The sequence below is a fragment of the Aquibium pacificum genome, assembly GCF_040839445.1.
Classification (GTDB): Bacteria; Pseudomonadota; Alphaproteobacteria; order Rhizobiales; family Rhizobiaceae; genus Aquibium; species Aquibium pacificus.
The window spans coordinates 58,599-81,972 of the sequence record NZ_JBDPGJ010000002.1 but is presented as its reverse complement, the minus strand read 5'-3'; the positions used below and the strand labels follow the sequence as shown (position 1 = coordinate 81,972).

The 23,374-nt window shown below is 65.6% G+C and carries 20 protein-coding genes, 1 tRNA gene and 2 pseudogenes; 19 read left to right on the top strand and 4 right to left on the bottom strand.

The genetic code is table 11. The features are described from left to right. The first annotated feature begins 11 nt into the window (after window positions 1-11). From tlpA to ABGN05_RS06650, 6 genes are all read left to right on the top strand, one after another. Complete coding sequence (tlpA, locus tag ABGN05_RS06675) at window positions 12-701, top strand: thiol:disulfide interchange protein TlpA (protein WP_367953233.1); 690 nt, start codon at window positions 12-14, stop codon at window positions 699-701. A gap of 119 nt (window positions 702-820) precedes the next feature. Continuing rightward, entirely contained in the window at window positions 821-1,018 is a 198-nt protein-coding gene (locus ABGN05_RS06670; protein ID WP_367953232.1) for a hypothetical protein, read from the top strand. A gap of 237 nt (window positions 1,019-1,255) precedes the next feature. Further along, window positions 1,256-1,738 carry a GNAT family N-acetyltransferase gene (locus ABGN05_RS06665; RefSeq protein ID WP_367953231.1) on the top strand — a complete coding sequence of 161 codons (483 nt, stop codon included), beginning with the start codon at window positions 1,256-1,258 and terminating at the stop codon, window positions 1,736-1,738. 367 nt (window positions 1,739-2,105) lie between these two features. Continuing rightward, window positions 2,106-3,416 carry a DUF445 domain-containing protein gene (locus tag ABGN05_RS06660; RefSeq protein ID WP_367953230.1) on the top strand — a complete coding sequence of 437 codons (1,311 nt, stop codon included), beginning with the start codon at window positions 2,106-2,108 and terminating at the stop codon, window positions 3,414-3,416. Between the two features lie 79 nt (window positions 3,417-3,495). Beyond that, on the top strand, window positions 3,496-3,924 hold the full coding sequence (locus ABGN05_RS06655) for a phasin family protein (RefSeq protein ID WP_367953229.1): 429 nt from the start codon (window positions 3,496-3,498) through the stop codon (window positions 3,922-3,924). Window positions 3,925-3,938: 14 nt separating this feature from the next. After that, window positions 3,939-5,207, top strand: a complete 1,269-nt coding sequence (locus tag ABGN05_RS06650) for an alpha-hydroxy-acid oxidizing protein (RefSeq protein WP_367953228.1) — start codon at window positions 3,939-3,941, stop codon at window positions 5,205-5,207. Window positions 5,208-5,226: 19 nt separating this feature from the next. On the opposite strand, the gene ABGN05_RS06645 is transcribed toward ABGN05_RS06650, so the two are convergent. The 3 genes from ABGN05_RS06645 to ABGN05_RS06635 form a co-directional block, all read right to left on the bottom strand. Beyond that, the gene (locus ABGN05_RS06645; protein WP_367953227.1) at window positions 5,227-5,844 is read right to left on the bottom strand and encodes a 2,3-bisphosphoglycerate-dependent phosphoglycerate mutase; all 618 of its coding nucleotides are present in this window, start codon (window positions 5,842-5,844) and stop codon (window positions 5,227-5,229) included. 119 nt (window positions 5,845-5,963) lie between these two features. Continuing rightward, complete coding sequence (locus tag ABGN05_RS06640; protein WP_367953226.1) at window positions 5,964-7,979, bottom strand: hydantoinase/oxoprolinase N-terminal domain-containing protein; 2,016 nt, start codon at window positions 7,977-7,979, stop codon at window positions 5,964-5,966. A gap of 94 nt (window positions 7,980-8,073) precedes the next feature. Further along, the gene (locus ABGN05_RS06635; protein ID WP_367953225.1) at window positions 8,074-8,916 is read right to left on the bottom strand and encodes a YiiX/YebB-like N1pC/P60 family cysteine hydrolase; all 843 of its coding nucleotides are present in this window, start codon (window positions 8,914-8,916) and stop codon (window positions 8,074-8,076) included. Between the two features lie 161 nt (window positions 8,917-9,077). Here ABGN05_RS06635 and ABGN05_RS06630 point away from each other — a divergent pair, with 161 nt between their 5' ends. From ABGN05_RS06630 to ABGN05_RS06575, 12 genes and pseudogenes are all read left to right on the top strand, one after another. Further along, on the top strand, window positions 9,078-9,749 hold the full coding sequence (locus ABGN05_RS06630) for a CerR family C-terminal domain-containing protein (RefSeq protein ID WP_367953224.1): 672 nt from the start codon (window positions 9,078-9,080) through the stop codon (window positions 9,747-9,749). Then, complete coding sequence (locus ABGN05_RS06625) at window positions 9,746-10,690, top strand: HlyD family secretion protein (RefSeq protein ID WP_367953223.1); 945 nt, start codon at window positions 9,746-9,748, stop codon at window positions 10,688-10,690. Before ABGN05_RS06630 ends, ABGN05_RS06625 begins: the two co-directional genes overlap by 4 nt. 195 nt (window positions 10,691-10,885) lie before the next feature. Continuing rightward, on the top strand, window positions 10,886-11,803 hold the full coding sequence (locus tag ABGN05_RS06620) for an ABC transporter ATP-binding protein (protein ID WP_367953222.1): 918 nt from the start codon (window positions 10,886-10,888) through the stop codon (window positions 11,801-11,803). Beyond that, entirely contained in the window at window positions 11,800-12,936 is a 1,137-nt protein-coding gene (locus ABGN05_RS06615) for an ABC transporter permease (RefSeq protein WP_367953221.1), read from the top strand. Before ABGN05_RS06620 ends, ABGN05_RS06615 begins: the two co-directional genes overlap by 4 nt. Before the next feature lie 58 nt (window positions 12,937-12,994). Next, window positions 12,995-13,981: a Gfo/Idh/MocA family protein gene (locus ABGN05_RS06610; protein WP_367953220.1), complete on the top strand. Its 987-nt coding sequence runs from the start codon at window positions 12,995-12,997 to the stop codon at window positions 13,979-13,981. Between the two features lie 115 nt (window positions 13,982-14,096). Beyond that, window positions 14,097-15,050, top strand: coding sequence for an NAD-dependent epimerase/dehydratase family protein (locus ABGN05_RS06605; RefSeq protein ID WP_367953219.1), 954 nt, complete (start codon window positions 14,097-14,099; stop codon window positions 15,048-15,050). Window positions 15,051-15,147: 97 nt separating this feature from the next. Then, entirely contained in the window at window positions 15,148-15,921 is a 774-nt protein-coding gene (locus ABGN05_RS06600; protein ID WP_367953218.1) for an enoyl-CoA hydratase, read from the top strand. A 351-nt stretch (window positions 15,922-16,272) separates the two neighbouring features. Further along, window positions 16,273-16,362 (top strand) — tRNA-Ser (locus ABGN05_RS06595). Between the two features lie 155 nt (window positions 16,363-16,517). Then, the gene (locus tag ABGN05_RS06590) at window positions 16,518-17,807 is read left to right on the top strand and encodes a tyrosine-type recombinase/integrase (RefSeq protein WP_367953217.1); all 1,290 of its coding nucleotides are present in this window, start codon (window positions 16,518-16,520) and stop codon (window positions 17,805-17,807) included. Between the two features lie 717 nt (window positions 17,808-18,524). Next, window positions 18,525-19,608 (top strand): annotated as a pseudogene (locus ABGN05_RS06585) (DUF1403 family protein). A 340-nt stretch (window positions 19,609-19,948) separates the two neighbouring features. Further along, window positions 19,949-20,758: pseudogene (locus tag ABGN05_RS06580) on the top strand (IS5 family transposase). Window positions 20,759-20,880: 122 nt separating this feature from the next. Continuing rightward, a complete protein-coding gene (locus ABGN05_RS06575) occupies window positions 20,881-21,927 on the top strand; it encodes an IS110 family RNA-guided transposase (protein WP_367953216.1) in 1,047 nt (348 codons plus the stop codon). A gap of 276 nt (window positions 21,928-22,203) precedes the next feature. Here the strand turns inward: ABGN05_RS06575 and ABGN05_RS06570 are convergent, their stop codons facing one another. Further along, window positions 22,204-22,845 carry a GntR family transcriptional regulator gene (locus tag ABGN05_RS06570; protein ID WP_367953215.1) on the bottom strand — a complete coding sequence of 214 codons (642 nt, stop codon included), beginning with the start codon at window positions 22,843-22,845 and terminating at the stop codon, window positions 22,204-22,206. A gap of 117 nt (window positions 22,846-22,962) precedes the next feature. Here ABGN05_RS06570 and ABGN05_RS06565 point away from each other — a divergent pair, with 117 nt between their 5' ends. Next, window positions 22,963-23,364 carry a cobalamin B12-binding domain-containing protein gene (locus ABGN05_RS06565; RefSeq protein ID WP_367953214.1) on the top strand — a complete coding sequence of 134 codons (402 nt, stop codon included), beginning with the start codon at window positions 22,963-22,965 and terminating at the stop codon, window positions 23,362-23,364. Window positions 23,365-23,374 lie beyond the last annotated feature (10 nt).

The window sequence follows — 23,374 nt, the reverse complement described above, 5'->3', positions numbered from 1 at the left end:
TGGAGTTTCGAATGGCACTGAAGAACTTGCACCTGCCGGCATCACGCATGATCCTGATTGCCGCGGTCGCGGGCCTCCTTGCCGGCGCGGCTGCGGTATACGTGACGAGCGAGGGGGATGGCAACAATGCCGCGTCGCCGCTCGTCGCGGCCGAGGAAGCGAAATGCGCGGCCAGGCAGGAATTCGCCGACGCCGTGGCGGCCGTCGCAACCGGGGAAGTCGCCGCCATGCTTGCCGCCTCTCCGCCGCGGCCCGTCGCCGATCTCTCCTTCCAGGCTCCGGACGGGGCACCCATCAGCGTCCGGAAATTTGCAGGCAAGACGATCCTGATGAATCTGTGGGCCACATGGTGCGCGCCCTGCCGGGCCGAGATGCCGGCGCTGGATGCGCTCCAGAAGCAGCGCGGCGGCGAGGACTTCGAAGTGGTCGCGGTCAACGTCGACACCGGCGACGACACCAAGCCGAAGAAGTTTCTCGCCGAAACCGGCGTCGAATCGCTCGCCTACTACCGGGACAACACGCTTGCGCTGTTCAACGACCTCAAGAAGCGGTCGCTGGCGCTTGGGCTGCCCGTCACGCTGCTGATCGACGAAGAGGGCTGCCTGCTCGCCCACATGAACGGACCGGCCGAATGGAATAGCCCGGATGCGCTGCGTCTCGTCGATGCCGCCAGACGCGATGCGACGGCGCAAGCAAGATAACAGCGAGACACCAATTGTGACGCCCGCCTCTCGTGGATTGATCTAGTCTCGGGCTTTGGGGACGACGGTGATTCATCTCGACGCTTCACCGTGAATTTGTAAGGAGTTCGGAGGGGGTCATGCCTACGCTGAACAAGCAATCGTCGCGCCGCGAAGAGGCCGATGAACGAAATTCCGTCGTGCAGAAGACGGCCAATCAGGGTGCAAAGCAGGGCGACGCGAGCGCTGCGCCGTTTCATGGCTCGCCGCATGCGGAGCACCCGCGCGATCCGTTCCGCAACATGTTTGGCAATTCCCGGATGAAGTTCGAATTCTGAAGTGGCCGGGCCGGTAACCGTCGCAAGCGCGGAAACCGTGACAGTCTGAACCCGCGACCGCGGTCGTTCGATCGCCTCCACTGCCGTCCTCTCCCGGGCGAAATATCCGCCACGGCCCTTATGCATGGCTCCCCTGCGCCCGGCGCGGGCAAAAGCATGTCGAGACCGATTGAACTATTTGTTGCAGTGCACAATATCAGCGGCGCGAGAGTCGACGACTCGGGGAGGAAACCGAGGATGCTTGACGCCATGCCGAACGCTTCACCAAAACTCACCGCCGCCATTCGCGGACAGATACGGGATCTCGTCGCGGGCGACCTCGCGAATTTCCGCGATCATCTCCTGCGACTGACGCCCGCCAGCAGGCGCGACCGGTTCAACGGATACACCGACGACAGCTTCGTCGAAGCCTACGCGGCGCGTTCGGTCAAGTCCGGAGCCGTCGTGATCGGCTATCTGGAAGGCGGACGCGTCCGGGGCGCCGCGGAACTGCACGACGTCGGCCAAGGGAACCGGGAGGCGGCCGAGATCGCCTTCAGCGTCGAGGACGCTTTCCAGCACCGTGGCATCGGCGCCCGGCTGTTCGAGCGTCTGATCGTCCGGGCCCTCGAACTCGGCTATCGCTCGCTGCACGTCACGACCCATCCGCAGAACCGCGCAGGAAGGCGCTCGCCCGCAAGTTCGGAGCCGTGCTCTGCTTTCAGTCGCAGGAGGCGGTAGGGGTTATCGACATGGCCGCGTTCCGCCATTCGGTCACTCTTCCAACGCAACCGATACCCGAAAAGAGACCGATATTGCCAAGCCCGCTGCTTGCCGCGGCGGGGTTGGCGGGAACCATGGCTGGGGCCGGGCGGGCGGCGCTGAGACTCTGGACGCCTGCCACCGCCACGAAATAGGCTGATCGCGTGCGAGGCCGTGGCTCGCCTCGTACGCACAGGTCAGGTGGGCCCTCAGTCACGGCTCGATCGGGGGTGGCAACTCGACCGCACTTGCGAAACAACTCCACCATGCCGACGTTCTGGAAAGATCGAACACGGCACCGGTTCGCACCCGCGACCTGGCCGGCCCGGCAGGCACGAGGCGCAGGATGGCAGACGACAAAACGAGCCCCGCCGATTCCGGACGTCCCGGGATCGTCGTCGCATCCGACGAGCGCGCCAAGCTCGCCGCGCTCAACCGGGTGAAGACCGCCGCCACCGTCTCGCTCGCGCTCTGCATCATCGTCTTCGCGGTCTCGACGCTCTACGCGGGGCGGTATTCCTGGCTCGGCTTCGTCGCCGCCTTCGCCGAGGCCGCGGCGATCGGCGGCATCGCCGACTGGTATGCCGTGGTCGCCCTCTTCAAGCGGCCGCTCGGCCTGCCGATAACGCACACCGCCATCATACCCGCCAACAAGGACCGCATCGCCGACAATCTGGGGCAGTTCATCGAGGCGAACTTCCTGGCGCCGGGGCCTGTGCGCGAAAAGCTGCGCGAGGTGGACTTCGCCGCCCTTGTCGCCGACTGGCTTTCGGAGCCACGCCGCGCGCAAGGCCTCTCCCACTTCGTCGCCCGGCTCGTGCCGCAGATGGTCAGGGCCATCGGAGATTCCGGCCTGAAGGATTTCGCCAGCCAGCGCCTCAACGAACAGCTTGAGAAGGTGAGGATTGCGCCGCTCGCCGCCGACCTCCTGTCGGCCTTCACGGAAGACCGGCGCCACCAGCGCCTGTTCGACGAGATCATCAAGGTGCTCGGGAAGTTCCTGAGCGACGAGCAGGCGCTGGCGATGATGCGGGACAAGATCCGGGACGAACTGCCGACGCTCGCCCGCTACTTCCGCGCCGACGCCTATCTCCTGAAGCGGATCGTCAATTCCGCCGGCCATCTTCTGAGCGACGTGCGCGAGGATCGCGACCATCCGATGCGGCGCGAGTTCGACCGCTTCGTCGAAGGTTTCATCGAGCGTCTGCGCGATTCGCCCGAATACGCGGAACGCGCCGAGAAGCTGAAGCGCGATCTGCTCGCCCGGCCGGAACTCAGCGGTCTGGTCGGCGAGATGTGGTCGGGCATCGCCGCGTTCGTCGAACAGGATGCCAGGTCGGCGAATTCGATGATCAGGAAGAATCTCGCCCTGCTGTTCGTCGACATCGGCCGGCAGCTGGCGGAGGACCCTCACGTGCGCGCCGACATGAACCAAGGCTTCGTCGTGGCCCTTGCATCCTTCGTGGAAAATCAGAAGAGCGGCGTCTCCGCCTTCATCGCAGACCAGGTGAAAGGCTGGGATCTCGGCCAACTGACGCATCTCATCGAGATCAATATCGGGCGCGACCTCCAGTACATCCGATTCAACGGAATGATCATCGGCGGCATCGCGGGGCTTCTGCTGCACACGGGCAGCGTCCTGTTCCTGGGCGATTGACGCCGTCCGCCCGAGGCCTAATCTGACCAGGAGCCGGCCATGCGAAAAATGAAGCCGGCCTTTTCATAGGGAGACCCTCATGGCAAAAAAACCCGAATCCGACTCCTTCATCGACATGTTCGCCAGCTTCGGGCGCGACCTGCACATGCCGACCATGGACGTCGACAAGATACTCGACCATCACCGCAAGAACCTCGAAGCCCTGGAAAAGGCCGCCAGATCCGCTTCCACGGGCGCTTCCGACATCTTTTCCAAACAGCGCGAGGTCCTGCAGTCGACCTTGCGCGAGATCACGCAGATGGCCGAGCAGATACGTACTCCCGGCAACCCACAGGACTTCGTCGGCAAACAGGCGGAGTTCGCGCGCAAGTCCTTCGAGACGGCGGTGAAGAACGCCAGCGAGATCGGCGAGGTCATGCGCAAGTCGTCCTCCGAGACCATCGATATCCTGCGCGAGCGCATCCGGGAGGCGATGGAGGACATGCAGAAGGGCTACGGCCGCAAGTAGCGGACACCCCTCGGATGCCGAACGACACCGAGCCGATCGCGCCGGGCCGCCTGCGGCAGATGGAAATCTACGTTCCCGGCGCCGGCGGGGCACGGCCGCTGGTTCCCGTCTCGCCTGCCGCGCTCGAGGCGAAGGCGGCGCGTGCGATGAAACCAGAGGCCGCAGCCTACATCATCGGCGGTGCCGGCACGGAGGCGACGATTGCGGCGAACCGGGCTGCCTTCGACCGCCATCGGCTGGCCCCGCGCGTGCTGCGGGACGTCTCGCGCCGCGATCTCTCTGTCGAGCTGTTCGGGCGCAGGCACAGCGCGCCGATTCTCCTGGCGCCGATCGGCGTGCTCGAACTGGTCCATCCGCAGGCCGATCTTGCGGTGGCGCGCGCGGCCGCCGCCGAAGGTATCGGCATGGTCTTCTCCAACCAGGCCTCCGTCGCGATGGAAACCTGCGCGACCGCGATGGAAAATAAGCCGCGCTGGTTCCAGCTCTACTGGTCGAGCGACGACGCCTTCGTGCGCTCGCTGCTCGGCCGGGCGGAGAAATCCGGCTGCGAGGCGATCGTGGTCACGCTCGACACGACCCTGCTCGGCTGGCGCCCGCGCGACCTCGACCTCGGCTACCTCCCCTTCCTGCGTGGTCTGGGACTGGCGCAATACCTCTCCGATCCGGTGTTCCGCAGTCAGATTCCGGCCGATCCGCCGGCCACCGCCACGCAGGTGCGCGGCTTCCAGATCGTCTCGACGGCGCTGACCCTTCGCCGCAAGGGCCGCGAATTCGGGCTGACCATGAACCGGATGCGCGCGGCGGTCGCTCATTTCGTGGCAACCTACTCGCGTCCCGACCTGACCTGGAGCGACATCGCGCGGCTGCGCGGCATGACCAAGCTGCCGATCGTGCTCAAGGGGATCCGCCATGCCGAAGACGCCCGCATGGCGAAGGATCACGGGGTGGATGGGATCGTCGTCTCCAACCATGGCGGCCGGCAGGTAGACGGTGAAGGCGCAACGCTCGATGCTTTGCCCCGCGTGGTCGAAGCGGCGGAAGGCATCACCGTGCTGCTCGATTCGGGCATCCGTTCCGGCAGCGACGTCGCCAAGGCGCTGGCGCTCGGCGCCAGGGCAGTCCTGCTCGGACGGCCCTACGTCTATGGCCTGGCGATCGCCGGCGAGGCCGGGGCCCGCGAGGTCATCCGCAACATGATCGCGGAGTTCGACCTGACGCTGGCGCTGAGCGGCCTGACGAGCGCCGCCGATCTGAACCCTGGCTGCCTGGCGGAGAAACCGTAGACTTCGCCGAGAAGGCCGGTCAGTCGACGATTTCCTTGGAAGCCACCGTGGAATCCGGGTTGAGCCTGTAGATCACCGGAATCCCCGTCGCGAGTTCCATCTTCACGACTTCGTCCTTCGTCAGCCCGTCCAGCGCCATGATGAGGGCGCGCAGCGAGTTGCCGTGCGCGGCAACGAGCACGGTCTCGCCGCGAAGCACGTGCGGCTGGATCTCGTGCATGTAGTATGGCCAGACGCGCGCGCCGGTGTCCCGCAGGCTCTCGCCGCCGGGCGGCTGCACGTCGTAGGACCGCCGCCAGACATGCACCTGCTCCTCGCCCCACTTGGCGCGGGCGTCGTCCTTGTTGAGGCCGGCGAGTTCGCCGTAGTCGCGCTCGTTGAGCGCCTCGTCGCGGATGGTCTCAAGATCGCTCTGACCGACGGCGTCGAGAATGTACTGGCACGTCTTCTGGGCCCGGATCAGGGCGGAGGTGTAGGCGATATCGAACCTGAGGCCGCGTTCCTTCATGATCCGGCCGGCGGCCTTCGCCTCCTCGTGGCCCTTCTCCGACAGGTCGACGTCACGCCAGCCGGTGAAGAGGTTCTTGAGGTTCCATTCGCTCTGGCCGTGGCGGACGAGGACGAGTGTTCCGGACATGCGTGCTCCTGCGTGCTCTGGTTGGTCGCGGGGCATCCGGCGCCGGGGACACCGGATTGGCCCAAGGTTCGAACCGCTTCTATGTCAAACGGGAGGCCGTGGGAATATGCGCACGAAGGTCACAGCGCAATGCGCGGTCGGCCGCTCGCCGTCGCCACCAGCCGTGCCTCGATGAAGCTCCGCTGCCCCTCGACCGTCGCAGTCCGCAACTCCCGTGTCATCGAGATCTCGGCATCCTCCGTTCCCGCAGATATCGCGCGCGCGGCCGCAAGAGAGCGGATTTCCGCCTCGGCCGCGGCAAGCGCCTCCTCTTCGGAGAGAAAGTCCCTGACGGTTTCGCCGGCGCTGATGCGGAACAGTCCTTCCTTCGGTTGTCCGACGGTCGCCTCCGCGGTGACGCGAACCTGCCCGACGACGGCGCCGAGCGCATTGGCGACATCGGCGTCTGCTGGAAGAACGCAAACGTTGCCGACCAGCGGCTCCAGTCTTGCATAGTGGAGGCCCGCCGAGGCGCCGAGCCCGACCACCGGCCGGTCGAGCGATACCGAGAGCCTGGCGATCCCGGTCCTGCCGTCGACCGCGCGCTGCACCAGCGCGTGCGCAACGGTCGCCGCCCCGTCGAGCCCGTCCTCGGCGAAGGCCGTCTCCAGGATCACTTCGGCGGAACGCCGCGTCAGCGCTTCCAGGACGCGGGCCGAGATGTCCTCGGGTCCGGTGGCGATCGCCTTCCCGCGCCCGTCTCGCTTGCGGGAAAAGAGTTCTGCGCCCATGCGGGCGGTCTCCGGATCCCAGTTGGATTGCCGCCCGAGCACATGGGCGGCGTCGGAGGGCGTAAAGCCGCAGACGTGGACCAGCCCGCGCGCGACGAGGCGGGTCAGCGTGGCGTTCTGCGAGTTCGAGGTGAGCAGCCGGTCAAGTGGCTCGGGTGTCGGCCCGATTGCGGCAAAGAGTTTCGCCTCGGGAACGCCCAGCCCCGCTTCCAGTCTCTCGGGTACTCCCGTCCGCATGGCGAAGCGGCCGTCCAGCCGGCCTGCGTTCGGTGCCCGCAGCTGGCGCTCCAGTTGCTCGCGCACGGATGCCGACTGGGTTCCGGCAAGCGACAGTGGCACCACCCGCCTCGGCCCGAGCTTCAGGCCCGGATCGAGGCCGCCTTCCACCAGCGAGACCTCCGAATCGCCGCCGAGCCCGAAGGTCCGCATCGCAACCGCCTCGACCATGGTGCGATAGCCGCCGACCGTGGCGCCGTCCGGGTCGAGCCGGGGCCTTCCGCCGTCCAGCACCGCGACGTCCGTCGTCGTGCCGCCGATATCGGATACGACGGCATTCGACAGGCCGGTCATGTGGCGCGCGCCGACGAGGCTTGCCGCCGGTCCGGACAGGATCGTCTCGATCGGACGCGTGCGGGCGAAACTCGCCGTGACAAGCGCTCCGTCGCCCCGCACCACCATCAGCGGCGCTTCGATGCCGCGCCCGGCGAGAAAGCCCTCGGTCGCCGCGACCAGCCGGTCGATCATCGCGACCAGCCGCGCGTTGAGCAGCGTCGTCAGCGCCCGGCGCGGTCCGCCCAGCTTCGAGGAAAGCTCGTGGCTGGCTGTCACGGGCAGGCCCGTGCGGGCGCGGATCAGCTCGCGGGCGGCTATCTCGTGCGCCGGGTTGCGTGTGGAGAAGTAGGCTGCGACGGCGAAGGCGGAGACTTCCCGGGCAAGTTTCGGAAGCGAGGCTTCCAGGTCGGACAGGTCGAGACGTGTCGCATTGCCGTGGACGTCATGGCCGCCGGCACAGTGGATGACGGGATCGCTGCCGAGCGCCTGGGCGAGGCCGTCGCGGGCGAGGTCCTCGGGCTTGAAGCCGATCATGACCAGCCCGACGCGGCCGCCCTGTCCCTCGACGAGCGCATTCGTCGCCAGCGTGGTGGAAATGGAGACGAGCTTGATCCGGGACGGCTCGATGCCGGTCGCGGCGAGCACGTTGTCCACGGAACCGGCGATGCCAACCGAAAGATCGTGCCGGGTTGTCAGCGCCTTGGCCTTCGCCACGATCCCGCGGCCCTCGGACCACAGGACGGCATCCGTGTAGGTGCCGCCCGTATCCATGCCCAGGAAGAGCGGATCGGCATTCGGTTCGTGGTTGGTCATGGATTGCCCGCAGGATCGATCGGCGTCCTTTAGCCGAAAACGATGCGAGCACAAGCTGCCGCGTCGGTGGCCGTCCGCGCAGGACATCCGCGCTTCAGGATCCAGGGCCGTCGGGAACACCAACCGTCGCGTCCGAGACCATTTCGGCATTCGCGTCGGCGGCATTCTCGCTCCAGACCAACTGCTTGTAGTCGAACCCGTATTCGAGCGTCGGCTTGACGATCTCGAAGTAGGGCGAAAGGTCGAAATCGCGCGGCGTATAGAGGGAATGATGCCTGATGTGCAGGATCTCGCGCCGCGAATAGGCCGACTGGGCGGAGGCGCGGCCGGGTGCCCGCGTCACTTCGGGCAGGATCGGATAGCGGATTTCTCCGAAGGCCTCGGCAATGAGCGAGGAGCAGATCGCCCGCGTCGGGTCGCCCGACCCGAAGGCGATCATCCGCCGCCGCCAGCGGACCGGGACGGGCGGCGTGGGAAAGAACCAGCGCAGCATGTCGATGATGTTCTTGAGATCGTATTTCAGGCCGATCCTGCCGGTCATGAACGCCACGACCCGCTTGCGGTCCTCCGGGTGCAGGCCGGACGCGCGGCAGATCCGGGTGTTGTAGGTCTGGTACTTGGACAGCGGCACCGCGACGCAGCCTTCCCCCAGGTTGACCTCGATGAGCCGCGGCCGTTCGGAGCCATCCTCCGGCTCGGGCAGGGCGTCGCCGACATAGAAGGCCGAATGTGACCAGGTCGATTGCGTGAGATACTTGATCGCGTTGGAGATCCGCTGGTTGCCCTCGACGAGCAGGATGTCTCCGGGCTGGAGGGCACGGCGAAGCGTCTCCGGGTCGGACGGGGTGTAGGGCTGGTAGCCCGACGATTCCTCCCTGAGCCGCGCCGCGAGGTACTTTCCCAGCCGGTCAAGCAATGTGTTTCCGCTTTCGCTCATCCTGTGCTCCCGGTCCGCCAGTATGGACTCCGCCCGCGCTCGTTTGAAGCCGCCGCATGTAGTGAGGGTTGGCGCGCGCGCTTCCCACCAGACGTCCGCCCTCGACGCCGTGCCCGGAGATCGCGATTGACTTTGATCAATCGATTGATTAAGAATTGCCCATGGTATCCAACCAGCCAATACCGGCGGCCGAACAGACCCGCGCCGCCCTCATTCAGGCGGCCCTCCGGCTTTTCGGCGAAAAGGGTTACGACGGCACCTCGACGCGCGAGATCGCCGGGGCCGCACGGGCCAACATTGGCTCCATCGCCTATCACTTCGGGGGCAAGGAAGGACTTCGCGCCGCGTGCGCCGAGTTCATCGTGGAGACCGTCCAGACCGTCGCCGACCAGGCGCTCGGCGCGCAGCCGGCCGCCGCCCAGGCAGCGGATCCCGAGACGGCGCAGCGGATACTTTCGGCGGGCATCGAGCGCATGGTGGACTTCATAGTGGCCCGGCCCGAATCGGGCGCCTTCGTGCAGTTCATCCTGCGTGAACTCGCGCATCCGACGGCTGCTCTCGACCGCATCTACTCCGGCGTCTTCGAACCGACGCACCGGCGGTTCTGCCAGCTCTGGGAGCGGGCGACCGGCGAGCCGGCCGAGGACGAGCGCACGAAGCTCACCGTCTTCACCATGATCGGGCAGGTCGTCTACTTCCGAATCGGCCGCGAGGCGGTGATGCGGCGGATGGGCTGGAGCGGCATCGGCCCGGCGGAGGCCGGCAAGATCGTCGCGACCGCGCGGTTCAACCTCGACGCCGTGCTCGCCGCGCGCGGGAGGCAGAAGCAATGAGCCTGCTCTGCGGCATTCCCTTTGCCGCCTATCTCTGGGGCGCCTGCGCCGCGCCCGCGCCGCTCGCCGTCGGGTACGTCGAGGGCGACTACGTGATGCTGGCCCCGATCGAAGTGGCGCAGGTGACGCAGGTCGCCGTTCACCGCGGCCAGAAGGTGGAAGCCGGGGCGCAAGTCGTCAGGCTCGAAGATACGGACGCCCGGATCGCGGTATCTCAGGCCGAAGCGGCGCTTTCCCAGGCAAGGGCGCAACTCGCCGACCTGAAGCTCGGCAAGCGCCCCGAGGAGATCGCGGTGCTGGAGGCGGCCGTGCGATCGGCGGAGGCTCAGCTCAGGGAAGCCCAGCGCACGCTGGCGCGGGTCGAGGACCTGTTCCGGCGCGGCATCGCCACCCAGGCGCAGCTCGATCAGGCGACGACCTCCGACGAGATGGCGGAGGCGCAGCTCGGGCAGGCGAAGGCGAACCTCGCGGTCGCCGGCCTCGCCGCCCGTGCGGAGACCATCAAGGCGGCAGAAAACCAGGTGGAGCAGGCGCAGGCGACGCTGGAAAACGCGCGCTGGCGGCTCTCGCAGCGGGTGATCGCGGCCCCGTCCGCAGGGCGGGTCAACGACGTCATCCGCAATGCGGGCGACATCGCGGGACCGTCCGCGCCGGTCGTCTCGCTGCTGCCCGATGGGGCGGTCAAGCTAAAGCTCTACGTGCCGGAGGAGGCCTTCTCCGCCATCAAGGTCGGCGACCTCCTCAGCGTCCGCTGCGACGGCTGCCCGCCCGGCCTTTCCGCGCGTGTCTCCTACGTCTCCCCGGAACCGGAATTCACGCCGCCGGTAATCTACTCGATCGAGACACGCCAGAAGCTGGTCTACCTCGTCGAGGCGCGGCCCGAGGAGGCGGCCACGCGGCTGCAGCCAGGGCAGATCGTGGACGTGGAACTGGGGCAGTAGGCAGTAGGGCAGTGGGAACCTTCGAGGCGAAGCGATGAAGTGCCGAGGAATTGCTCCCGAACATGGCGCCTTCGCTGTGCTGCCGGCTGATGTGCCATCCATGGCTATCCGAGGCAACCGCCGTATCCTGCTGCCCCACCACCGCATTGCCGTACTGCTGTACCGCCCTGCTCCCTTACTTCCCTCCTCAACCCCATGAACGCCATCGAGGTCACGAATCTCGTCAAGCGCTTCGGCGACAAGACGGTCGTCGACCAAGTCTCCATGAGCGTGGCGGAAGGCGAGATCGTCGGCTTCCTCGGACCGAACGGTTCCGGCAAGACCACCACGATCCGCATGATGTGCGGTCTGCTCACGCCGGACGAGGGCGATGGGCGCGTGCTCGGTTACGACCTCCGGACGCAAGGCCGGATGATCAAGCGCGAGGTCGGCTACATGACGCAGAAATTCTCGTTCTACGAGGATCTGACGATTGCGGAAAACCTCGCCTTCGTCGCGCGGCTCTATGGGCTGAGGCCGGTCGCCACGCATGTCGGCGATACGCTGGAGGAACTCGGCCTCGCCTCGCGCCGCAACCAGCTCGCCGGCACTCTGTCAGGGGGATGGAAGCAGCGGCTGGCACTGGCCGCCTGCATCATGCACCACCCGCGGCTGCTGCTCCTCGACGAGCCGACGGCAGGCGTCGATCCCAAGGCGCGACGCGAGTTCTGGGACGAGATCCACCGTTTGGCCCGTGGCGGGCTGACCGTGCTGGTCTCGACCCACTACATGGACGAGGCCGAGCGCTGCCACCGCATCGCCTACATCTCCTACGGCAGGATGCTGGCGGCCGGAACGGTCGCTGACGTGGTACGCGAGGCGGGGCTGGCCACCTTCCTCGTCTCGGGCCCAAACCTGCACGAAGTTGCCGCCGCGCTGGGCGGACAGCCCGGCGTGGAGCAGGTGGCGCCGTTCGGTGCGACGCTGCATGTGGTGGGCACCGACCGCGCGAAGCTGCGGGAGACACTGGAGCGACTGGCCTCCGGCCGCGATCTCCGCGTCGAACCGGGAGAGACTAGCCTCGAGGACGTCTTCATCCAGTTCATGGCGACGTCCAGGGACAACATGCGATGAGCCGGTTCTTTTCCCTGCGCCGGCTCGGCGCCATGCTGATGAAGGAATTCATCCAGATGCGGCGCGACCGCATCACGTTCGCCATGATGCTCGGCGTGCCGCTCATGCAACTGGTTCTCTTCGGCTACGCCATTAACAACGATCCCAAGAGCCTGCCGGCCGCACTCGTCGCCACGAGCAACGACCACTACACCCGCGCCATCGTCTCGGCGCTGCAGACGACGGACTACTATCGCTTCGACCACGTCGCCGCGAGCGCGGCGGAGGCCGAACAGCTGATGGCGAGCGGCAGGGTCTCGTTCGTGGTGACGATCCCGGCTGACTTCGCGCGCCGCGTCGACCGCGGCGACAGCCCGCGCATCTTGGTGGAAGCCGACGCCACCGACCCGTCCGCCTCGTCGGGCGCGGTCTCGACGCTGTCGACGCTCGCCGCGCGCGCCCTGCTTCGCGAACAGGGGCTGGAGCACGAGGCGGCGGAACGCGCAAAGGGCGCGCTCGAGGTGATCGTGCACCGGCGCTACAATCCCGAAGGTATCTCGCAATACAACATTGTGCCCGGCCTGCTCGGCGTCATCCTTCAGATGACGATGGTGATGATGACCTCCATGGCGCTGACGCGCGAGACGGAACGCGGCACGATGGAGAATCTGCTCGCCATGCCGGCGAGCCCGGTGGAGATCATGCTCGGCAAGGTGCTGCCTTATCTGGCGGTAGGCTCGGTCCAGGTCACGGTTGTGCTCGTTGCGGCCAAGCTCCTGTTCGGGGTGCCCTTCATCGGCTCCCTGCCCATGCTCCTGTCGGTCATCCTGGTCTTCGTGCTGGCGCTGGTGCTTCTCGGCTACACGATCTCGACGGCGGCGCGCACGCAGATGCAGGCCATGCAGCTGACCTTCTTCTTCTTCCTGCCCTCGATCCTGCTCTCCGGCTTCATGTTCCCCTATCGGGGCATGCCGGACTGGGCGCAGGCCTTCGGCGAGATCCTGCCGCTGACGCATTTCCTGAGGGTGATCCGCGCCGTGATGCTGAAGGGCGCCGATTTCGCTGCGATCGCGCCGGAGGTGGTGTGGCTGTTCGGCTTCGTCGTCTTCTTCTCGATCCTCGCCCTGGTGAGGTTCCGGCGCACGCTGGACTAGAGGAACCGGACGATACCGGCTAAACCTCTCCAGCGACGACAATCGAGAGGGAGGAAGCATGTTTCGCTGGGGTATCCTGTCCACCGCCAAGATCGCGCGTGAGCACGTCATTCCCGCGCTCATGGATGCCGAGAACGGCCTCGTCACGGCCGTCGCCAGCCGCGATGCCTCGCGTGCGCAGGCGCTGGCGGAGCGGCTCGGTGCCCCGCATGCGTTCGGCTCCTACGAGGAGATGCTCGCCTCCGACACCGTGGACGGCGTCTACATCCCGCTGCCCACGTCGGAGCACGTGGAATGGGCGGTCAAGGCGGCCGATGCCGGCAAGCACGTTCTGGTGGAGAAGCCGCTGGGCCTCAAGGCCGAAGACATTCAGGAAGTGATCGCGGCGCGCGACCGCAACGGCGTGCTGGTCTGCGAGGCCTTCATGGTCGCCTACCACCCGCAGTGGCTGAAGGTGCGCGACCTGATCGACGAGGGCGCCATCGGCCGGCTGCGGCACGTGCAGGGCGCCTTCACCTACTACAACGTCGACCCCGACAACATGCGCAACCGCCCCGAGCTCGGCGGCGGCGGCCTGCTCGACATCGGCGTCTATCCGACCGTGTCGACGCGTATCGCGACCGCCACGGAGCCGCGGCGCATTACCGCGCGCATCGAGCGCGGCGAGACCTTCGGCACGGACGTCTACTCGATGGTGACGGCCGATTTCGGCGAATTCGACCTGACCTTCTACATCTCCACCCAGATGGCGGCGCGCCAGGTCATGGTCTTCCATGGCGAGGAGGGCTGGATCGAGGTCGAGACGCCCTTCAACGCGCGCATCTACGGCGACGACCGCATCACGCTGCACAATCAGAACCATACCGGCGCCACGGTCTACCGCTTTCCCGACACGCGCCAGTACCGGCTGCAGGCGGAAGCCTTCGCACGCGCCGCGCAGGGCGAGGACGTGCCGGTCTTCACGCTGGAGAACTCGGTGCTGAACCAGAAGGTGATCGACGCGATCTTCCGCGCCGGCGAGAGTGGCGCCTGGGTGGCGGTCTGATCCCGCCCACCCTTCGGCTCGCCACGCGAGAATCTACGTAGTCCGGGGGAATCCGCCAGCATTGACCGGACGCGTGCGGCGTCCTACCGAGGCGCGGCAATCCGGGGAGGTCTTCTTGCGCATCATCGTCACGGGAGCCGGCGGCTTCATCGGTTCCGGCCTCGTCGAGCGCTTGTCGGGCATGTCGGGCCTGCCGGGCCCGGCCGGGGACATCTCGACGATCGTCGCCGTGGATGCCCGCTTCGAGGCAGGCGCGCCGGCGGGCGTGGAGATGCTGCAGGGCGACGTCGCCGATCCCGCGTTTCGCGCCTCCTTCCTGGCAAAGCCGGTCGACGTGTTCTTTCACCTCGCCGCCATGCCCGGCGGGGCGACGGAGGCCGATCCGGAGCGCGGATGGCGCATCAACGGCGAGGCGGTGTTCGGCCTCCTCGATCTCCTGTCGCGCCAGAAGGAGCCGGCGCGGCTGGTCTTCGCCTCCTCAATCGCCGTCTTCGGCGTGCCGCTGCCGCGCGACAAGGTCGACGACGAGACCCTGCCGCTGCCCACCCTGGCCTACGGCGCGCACAAGCTCGTCGCCGAGACGCTGATCGCCGATCATGCGCGGCGCGGGCTGATCGACGGCATCGCGCTGCGCCTGCCCGGCATCGTGGCGCGGCCGCGCCGGCCCGGCGGGCACCACTCGGCCTACATGAGCGACATCTTCACCGCGCTCGCCGAGGGCGAGGATTTTATCTGCCCGGTCTCGCCGGGTTCGACCTCCTGGCTGATGTCGCGCGAACGCTGCATCGACAACCTTCTTCACGCCGCCACGCTTTCTTCGGAGAGGCTCGTGGGCAGGCGGGCGTTCACCTTGCCGGCCTTGCGGCTGTCCATGGGAGAGATCGCGGATGCGCTCGCGGAGCGCTTCGGCGACGGTGTGCGCGGGCGCCTCAGCTACGCTCCCGATGCGGCGATCGAGGCGCAGTACGGGTCCTATCCGCCGCTCTTCACCCCGATCGCCGACGGGCTGGGCTTCCGGCACGACGGCGACGCGCGGTCGCTGGTCGTCCGGGCGCTCGGGCTACCATAGCCGCAAACCGGCTGACCGCTCTCGGCGGCGACCCGCTCCGTTCCCTTCCGCCGCGCGATCCTCTATTCCATTTCGAGCCGAAACACCGGAGGGTTCCATGGCCTACGAAACGATCATCGTCGAGACCCGCGCGCGCGTCGGGCTGATCACGCTCAACCGCCCGCAGGCGCTGAATGCGCTGAACACGACAGTGATGAGGGAGATGGTCGCCGCGCTCGAGGATTTCGAAGCCGACGCGGCGGTCGGGGCGATCGTCGTCACGGGCTCCGAAAAGGCCTTCGCGGCCGGCGCCGACATCAAGCAGATGCAGCAGATGAGCTACATCGACGCCTACATGGAGGACTTCTTCGCCGGCTGGGAGGCGATGACGCGCATCCGCAAGCCGATCATCGCCGCGGTTGCGGGCTATGCGCTCGGCGGCGGCTGTGAACTCGCCATGATGTGCGACTTCATCATCGCGGCCGAGAACGCCAAGTTCGGCCAGCCCGAGATCACGTTGGGCGTCATGCCCGGCATGGGCGGCTCGCAGCGGCTGACCCGCTTCGTCGGCAAGTCGAAGGCCATGGACATGTGCCTGACCGGCCGCATGATGGACGCGGCCGAGGCCGAGCGCTGCGGCCTCGTCTCGCGCGTGGTACCGGTGGGCGACCTGCACGAGGAGGCGTTGAAGGCCGCCGGCAAGATCGCCTCCTTCTCGCTGCCGGCCGTCATGATGGCCAAGGAGGCGGTGAACCGCTCCTACGAGACCACGCTGGCCGAAGGCCTGCGCTACGAGCGCCGCGTCTTCCATTCCATGTTCGCGCTCGACGACCAGAGCGAGGGCATGACCGCCTTCGTGGAAAAGCGCACGCCGAACTTCCGCCACCGCTGAGCGTGAGCGGCGGTCCGGCTTCGGACTGCAAGGACCAGGGCACATCTTGCTCGGCGCCCGGCTTGGCTGTCTCCCGGCGGCGGCGGCCCTCCGTCGTCGAGCCCGCCGGCTCGGGTTGGCAGCCGAGAGACGGAATGCGCGGCTGCGAGCACGTGAATTGCGCACGACGCGGAACCGGAAAGCGCCTGCCACGCGCCGATCGGCATCCGCGCTCGCCGCGGGCGGAGGAAGCGGGAACGGTTGCGTCCGCTGCTCCGCATGACGGAAGTGTGAAAGACGGCTTGGCATCGGGGGCGAGATCGACTAGATGAGCCGCGTCGTCCTTCCCGCTCCGGCGGTCGCGGCGCATGTGGAGAGGTGGCCGAGTGGTTGAAGGCGCACGCCTGGAACGCGTGTATACGGGAAACCGTATCGAGGGTTCGAATCCCTCTCTCTCCGCCACCCAGTGTCAATCCCGATCGCCCTAAAGCACTGAACTATATGTCATTTTTGGCTGCTCCTCTGCGCGCTCTCCGAGCGCCGCTGGCATTTGCTTCCCGTTTTGCTATACACTGTGCTATGCATCTAGCGTGGCGGCGCGCCAGTAGGATTAGAGGATGCCGGTGAAACGGGATATTAAGCTTCGCAAGCGCGGCGATACGTATCACCTCGTTCGGCGGGTACCGCAGCGGTACCGATCTGTTGAATCGCGTCCTTCGATCTGGATCACCTTGAAGTCGGATTCAGAGGCTTTGGCGAAGCAGAAGGCTGCTCAGACTTGGGCCCGCTACATCGAGGGCTGGGAAGCGCAACTGGCTGGAGATACCGCTGATGCCGAGCGTCAGTTTCGGGCGGCTCACGATCTGGCGCAGGCGCGCGGCTTTCGCTGGCTGACTGCTACGAAGGTGGCCACATTGCCACGCGAGGCGCTCCTCGAGAGAGTTGAGGCGGCAACCCGCAGGGATGGTACTCCCGACAAAGCTGTTGCAGCGGCCGTACTTGGAGGTGCGAAGGAGCCGGGGATCACGGTGAGCCGTGCGCTGGAACTCTACTGGGAGCTCGCTGCCGACAAGGCAATCGGCAAGAGCGAGGACCAGGTCCGGCGATGGAGAAATCCCCGCATCAAGGCCATCAACAACTTCATCAAGGTTGTCGGCGACAAAAAGCTGGCTTCCATCACCGGTGACGACATGTTGAACTTCCGGCAATGGTGGATGGATCGGCTGATCAAGGAAGGTCTCACTCCCAACAGCGCCAACAAGGATATCGGATACATTGGGAGCACGTTCCGATTGGTCAATCGGCTGAAGAGGCTTGGCCTCCTATTGCCGCTCGATGATCTCACCTTCGAGGAAGGTGATGACAATAAGCGTCCTCCCTTCTCTGAAGAATGGATCCGCACCAAACTGCTTGCCGCTGGCGCGCTGGACGGAATGAACGAGGAGGCGCGGGACATTATCCTCACAATGGTCAATACGGGCTGCCGCCCGAGCGAGATTGCGAGTCTCCTGCCTGCCCATATCTGCCTCAACCATTCAGTTCCACACATTTCGATTTTGCCGGAAGGAAAGCACTTGAAGGCGGGCTCCTCGAAGCGAACCATGCCGCTGGTCGGCATCAGCCTCGACGCCATGCGGCGACACCCGGATGGATTCCCGAACTATCGGTTCAAAGACCGCATCAGCGCTACGGCAAACAGCTATCTGCGCGAGAACGGGCTTCTCGAGACCGACAGGCACACGCTTTATAGCCTCCGGCATTCGTTCGAGGACCGGATGTTGCATGCCAAGATTGACGAACGAATTCGTCGCGATCTGATGGGCCACAGCCTTGGGGGGCGGGAGCGGTATGGAGATGGCGCTTCACTCAAGGAAGCTCGCGATCTCCTCGAGGCATTCGCCTATTAGTCGCGCCGGAGCGAGCGGCGCGCTGCTACAATCGCTCTTGCAGCTGAGATGGGATCCGAGGCCGTTCGCTTTGCTTCCTCGGTTGCGATCTCGGCTTCGAGACGCTCAAAGATGGGCGAATAGATGAGATCGCTCACGACGAGCTGAGCCACGGTCGCGTGTGCCTTCTGGAGCCTTGCCAACTCAGGATCTCGGGATGGCGGCCGCACCGTTTCCTGTGACCTCACACCACTGTGCGGCACTGGGCGGGCCGGACCCGCTGCGCGGAACTGAACTGCACTCATTCCTTAACTCCCAAGCCGCCGCATAGCGACAGCACATCGGTGAGTCAAGCCAGCACTCGAAGAAGACGCATAAAAAACAATTACTTACTCGCATGATGCGAGGGTCAGCGTCAGTACCGTCTCAAAGGCCAATGCAGTATGCGACCGCCGCTCCGCCCAAGTGATTCACGCATGGCTTGGCGGGATGAAAAACATCTCCGGTTCAGAGATTGTGCATCGGAAAGTTGTTCAAGGGTTGCTGCAATTCGAGCACCTCAGCCACTGACGCCAAGGTAAATAATTTGTAGAGCGCAAATATCATCAGGTCGTATATGCTGAGATATGAGAACGAATGTTAGTGCAACATTATCATTCATTATCGAGTGACGACAGGTGCGGCGGTTCGTTGCCTTATCCGTTGCTAGAAGCGCCGCGTTGAATCATGCTGCCGCTAATGATTCTACGTCCGCAACCCACCCCAAGCCAGCACGTCACGCTTTGCGGTGCTGCTTCGACCGCCCCGATGGCACCAGTGCCGGCCTGGCTGCGCCGGGCCATCCCGGATGCGCAAAGCCTTGCGGGAAAAGACGCAAGGCCAATTGCCCTTGAGGATGTCGCGCTCGCCGCCGGCGCCGCCATCGGCGCGCTCGATGCGGTGGTCCGCCAGCAGGCGCGGTGGTCCGGCGCCTGGCGGCAGCGACTGGCACTTGCCGCGGCCGCTGCAACGGCGAGGCAGGCCGGCCGCCTCGAGGATGAAAGGGCGCTGCGCGACGCCGTGCTGTTGACGAAGCCCGGCGGCGATGCCGGCCCCGCCGGCCGGATGTTCATGGGTTGGCGCAGGCTTGCCGGCACTCCCGCGGCGAAGCTGCTGACGGAATCGAACATCGGCGCGATCCTGAATGATCTCGGTCTCGCACGTGACGATGAGAGCGTGAGCGATCTTCTGCGCAACTTCGGGCTCAAGGTTGGTGTTGTGGGAACAGTGAAATTCGAGGAGCGTATTCGGGAACTCGTGAAGGAATGCCCGGTCTCGAGGAACTCATGGAGGCGCTGCTTTCTGCCCGAAACAAGCTGCGCGCCGATTTGCTCGCCTTCACAAGATGGTGCTGGCGTCCGCGGAGGAGGATGCGACCTGCAAGCGCTTGATGACGATCCCCGGTGTCGGTGCCGTTACGGCGCTGGCCTATACCGCAACCATCGACATTCCGCAGCGATTCAAAAGCTCCAAGGCGGTGGGTCCCATCCTCGGCCTGACGCCGAAGCTCAACGAGTCCGGCGAGAGCAAGCGCGTGGGCCGCATCTCCCTATGTGGGGACGGCATGATGAGAACGCTGCTCTATGAGGCCGCACAGACGCTGCTGACGCGCGTGACGAAATGGTCATGGTTGAAAGCCTGGGCAATGAACGTCGCGAAGCGACGCGGGACGCGCAAGGCCATCGTCGCCCTCGCACGTCGCCTGGCGGTCATCATGCATTGCATGTGGCTGGATGGCGCGGGGTTCCGCTGGACGCGGGAAGCTACGGCACCGATCATCTGATCCGGACGGCCAGGAAGGAGAGAGACAGAAAGTTCCGCCCCGGCGGACAAGCGTCCTTCGCAGGACGATGGATGAGGTAAGTTCGAACTCAACTCCGTGCCGACCGCACTCGATGTCGGTCAGGACGCCCAAAAGATGGGACTGCCTCATTCTCCTAATCCTATGCTGGGAGGGCAATGCGCCGATCCCGTAGAGAAGCAAGGGCCTGCGAAAGACGTCGACGTCGGGCACATGGAAAGGCTCGAAGCGCTTGACCTGAACACGCCGAATAGAGAAGGGTTGAGTAGCTGGCGCGGTCGTGATTCCGAATTGGGTGTCGAAGCCTACTCGGAGAGACCTGATGTGGACGCCAGCTACCCGTTGCCAGCATAACCGTGAAAGCCTGCGCTACGAAACCGACCTGACGGATCTGGAGTGGAGTTTGATCGCGCCCATGATGCCGGGTGCGGGAAGACGGGGCGGCCGCGCCGATGGCCGCTACGCAAGATCATGAACGCGATCTTCTACGTCATGCGCGGCGGTATCGGCTGGCGGCTTCTGCCGTCGGACTTCCGCCCAGAAGCACGGTGTTCCGCTGGTTCCGCCGCTTCCGCGACGAGTGCCTGTTCGAGAAGATCAATCATCGACTGCTGATGCTGGACCGCGAGCGCTGCGGCCGGGAAGCCTCGCCCACGGCCTCGATCATCGATAGTCAGAGTGTAAAGACGTGCGAGAGCGGCGGGCCGTGCGGCTATGATGCCGGCAAGAAGATCAAGGGCCGCAAGCGCCACGCCCTTGTCGACACCGACGGCCGGGCGCTGGTGCTGTTCCCGCACCCCGCCAGCATTCAGGACCGCGACGGTGCAGGCCCCGTGCTGCAAGCCTCACGGCGGCCGTTCCCCTTCATCCACAAGTTCTTCGCCGATGCCGGCTATCAGGTCCGCGGGTAGCCGAAGCCACCTCCATCGCCGTCGAGATCGTCAAGCGCAAGCCCGATCAGGTCGGCTTCGCCGTCCAGCCGAGGCGCTGGGTCGTCGAGCGCTTCTTCGCGTGGATCAGTCGCAACCGACGCCTCTGGAAGGACGCGGAGGCAACCATCGAATCCGCCGCCGCATTCCTCTACGCCGCCGCCGTCATGATCCTCGTCAGGCGCATTGCCCGAGCCTCATGAGAAGTTTCGGCACAGATGGGGTGATTGGGGTCTCGCCCGAGCCCAGATGCGGGCGGCTGCTCCTGTCGGGATGTTAGAACGTGGTCGCTTTGGAGCGCCACAACTATCGGGAAGGAGCAGCCATGAAGTATTTTGCCGGACTGGACGTTTCATTGGAAGAGACCACCATCTGCATCGTTGACGAGGGCGGCCGGATCGTCAGGGAGGCGCGCGCGGCGAGCGAGCCGGAGGCGTTGAGCGACGCGTTGCGGAAAGTCGATCTGCAGCTGGAGCGGATCGGGCTGGAGGCGTGCTCGCTGACGGCCTGGCTTCACGACGCCCTGCACGCCGAGGGCCTGCCAGCGATCTGCATCGAGACGCGTCAGGCCAACGCCGCGATGAAGACGATGCCCAACAAGACCGATCGCAACGATGCGCGTGCGTTGGCCCAGATCATGCGCACCGGCTGGTATCGGCAGGTGCATGTGAAGAGCCGGCAATGTCGCCTGTGGCGCTCGCTGCTGGTTGCCCGCCGCACGGTGCTGAACGAGATGCGTTCGATCGAGAACGTGGTGCGCGCCATCCCGCGCGAGGCCGGCATCAAGCTCGGCACGCCCTCGCGCACCGCCTTCGCGGGGCGGGTCCGCGAGTTGGCCGACGGCGACGCCGAGACTATGGCGATGGTTGAGCCGCTGCTAACGATCCTCGGCGCGATGCTGAAGGAATTCGGTCGCTTGACCAAGCAGGTTCTCGACATCGTGGGCAAGGAGGAAGTTTGCCGGCGGCTGATGAGCGCGCCCGGTGTCGGACCGATCACGGCGCTCGCCTTCCGCGCCACAATCGACCGGCCGGAGCGGTTCGGCTCCAGCCGAGCGGTGGGGCCGCATCTGGGGCTCACGCCGGCGCTACCAGTCCGGCGAAACCGACATTCAGGGCAAGATCAGCCGCTGCGGCGACGAACTCGCCCGCACCGCGCTCTACGAGGCGGCTCATTCGCTGCTCGTGCGCTCGAAGAAATGGTCGATCCTGAGGGCGTGGGGCATGAGCATCGCCAAAAGGCGCGGCATGGCGCGAGCGCGTATAGCGGTGGCCCGCAAACTGGGCGTCATCCTGCACCGCATGTGGGCCGACGCAACCGAATTCCGCTTTGGAAAGGAGCCAGCCGCACTGGCGATGTGAACCGAAACTGATCAGAGGCAGCTTCCGCCCGAAAGGGCGATCCCGGATCGTTCCGTGGGGACGATAGGCGAGACGATCTCGTTGAGAGTCCGGAACCCGCAGGTCTATAGCTTGCAAGGTCGTGATACGATTGAGACGCCTCGCTCTCCTGACCCCATCATGCGGCGGCCCCGCGCCGACCGCGAAGAGAAGCGAGTGACCCACGGAGCGTCATTGTCCGGAATGAAAGTGGCAGGAGAAGCTTGACCTCACCGACCCCAATCAGAGAGGACTCTTAGGGCCGAAAGCTATCCGATCACTCGCTGCGGCGCTTGCACGATATGGCTCAGCATTTCGGCCGCGGCGACTGCCGCATCACCCGCCACCATCGCCTCGAAGATTATCTTGTGCTCCTTCCAGACTTGGATTGTCATGCCGGGGAACCTCAGCACTTCACCCATGGAGCGGCGCAAATGTAGCCAGTTTAGCCGCATCGTCTCTGCGATGATCGGATTGCCGCTCAATTCATAGATCAAGCTATGGAAGTCAATGTCCGCCTTCAGGACTGCCTTGGCGTCGCCCGCTTGCATCAGACGGGTGCCACGCGCCACGATCTCGCGTCCGCGCGTGATAGCGGCCGCATCCATGCGAGCCGTCGCCAATTCGGCCGCTAGAGGCTCGACGACCGAGCGGAACTGGTAGATCGCCTCGAATAGCTCCCGGTCAACCGGTGCCACGACGACGCCACGCCGTCCCGTATCGGTGACGAAGCGCTGCGACTTGAGCATGGTGATGGCGCTGTTGACCGGCTGGCGCGAGACGTTGAGCCGCTCAGCGATATCATCCTGGCCTAAACGTTCGCCGGGCCGGAAGACACCGGTGCAGATGGCGTCCAACAGTGCATCATAGGTCCGCTCGACCAGCGATTTCGAGGGCGCGATGGACTCCATGAATTTCTCCCCGTCCGACTGCTCCCACCCTGCTTCTCATTCTCTGGAATGATAGGTTGATGAGGCCAGCACATTCGTATACGAAATGCAAGTAGTAGATGCAGGGAGGAATGTCGAATGCCTATTCGTGTGCTGTTGGCAAAAGTCGGCCTCGACGGGCACGACCGCGGCGTCAAGGTGGTGGCGCGCACGTTACGCGACGCCGGCATGGACGTCGTCTATTCCGGCCTGCACCGGTCGCCGGAGGAGGTGGTGACGGCGGCGGTCCAGGAGGATGTCGACATTCTCGGCGTCAGCCTTCTGTCGGGCGTGCAGATGACCGTGTTCCCCAAGATCTTCGCCCTGCTCAAGGAGAAGGGGGTGCACGACATGATTGTGGTCGCGGGCGGGGTTATGCCGGACGAGGACGTGGCCGAGCTCAAGCAGATGGGCGTGGCCGAGATCCTGCTGCAGGACACGCCGCCCCAGGCGATCGTCGAGACGCTCAACCGCCTCGTCGAACAGCGCGGCGCGCGGTGAGGGGTCAGCC